The following is a 1,016-nucleotide window of genomic DNA, read 5'->3' on the forward strand; positions in this document are numbered from 1 at the left end:
CTGCGCGAGCTGCCGTTCGGCCGCTATTATGGCGGCGTCGACACCACTCCGCTCTATGTCTACCTGGCTTGGTCCTACGCCGATCGTACGGGCGATGACGAGTTCGTCGATCGCATGTGGGATTCGCTGTGCGCAGCAATCGGGTGGATGGAGGAAGTCGGTGCCCGCAACAGCGACGGTTTCGTGACCTATAATAGGGCGGCGGACACGGGTCTCTTCAACCAGGGCTGGAAGGACAGCGCCGACGCTATCTTCCATGCCGACGGCAAAATACCTCGCGGTCCGATCGCACTGGTCGAGGTGCAAGGCTACGTCTTCGCAGCCTATCAAGGCATGGCCGCCTTGGCAGCCAAACGCGGAGACGCCGCCAAGGCGGCGCACTGGAGCGCCATGGCAGAAAAAATACGCAGCGCAGTGGAGGCCCGGTTCTGGATGCCGGACCGCAATTTCTACGCTTTGGCAATCGATGGAGAAGGCAGGCAATGCGCGGTGCGCGCCTCCAACGCGGGTCACCTGCTCTATGTAGGGCTGCCCTCGGCAGAACGGGCGAAATCAATTGCCGAGCAGTTGCTGTCGGGGCATCTGCACAGCGGTTGGGGCGTTCGCACCTTGGCCGACGATGAGATTCCGTTCAATCCGATGTCTTATCATAACGGCTCGATCTGGCCGCATGACACGGCGATCTGTGCCGCCGGGCTAGCCCGCTACCAGGAGCGCACCAGCGTCGTGAAGCTTATGAGCAGCATGTTCGAGGCGGCGGTCCGGTTCAATATGCGGCTTCCGGAGCTATTCTGCGGCTTTACGCGGGCGATCGGGGATGCGCCGATCGCCTATCCCGTCGCCTGTCTGCCGCAGGCATGGTCGGCCGGTTCCGCGTTCATGATGCTGCAGGCCTGCCTGGGGATCCGCATCGATGGTTGGAAGCGCGAGATCAATGTCGAACGCCCACGGTTGCCGATAGGCATCGACAACATCGTCATCCGGCACTTAACCGTGGGCGAGGCGAAGGTCGACCT

1 protein-coding gene is annotated in these 1,016 nt (G+C 62.1%); it reads left to right on the forward strand.

What is annotated here, in order from left to right:
* A partial coding sequence (locus tag LB529_RS28925; protein ID WP_318012588.1) for an amylo-alpha-1,6-glucosidase occupies positions 1-1,016 on the forward strand: 1,016 nt, incomplete at both ends.

Origin of the sequence: Mesorhizobium sp. CA5 (genome assembly GCF_020165105.1) — a bacterium.
GTDB lineage: Bacteria > Pseudomonadota > Alphaproteobacteria > Rhizobiales > Rhizobiaceae > Mesorhizobium.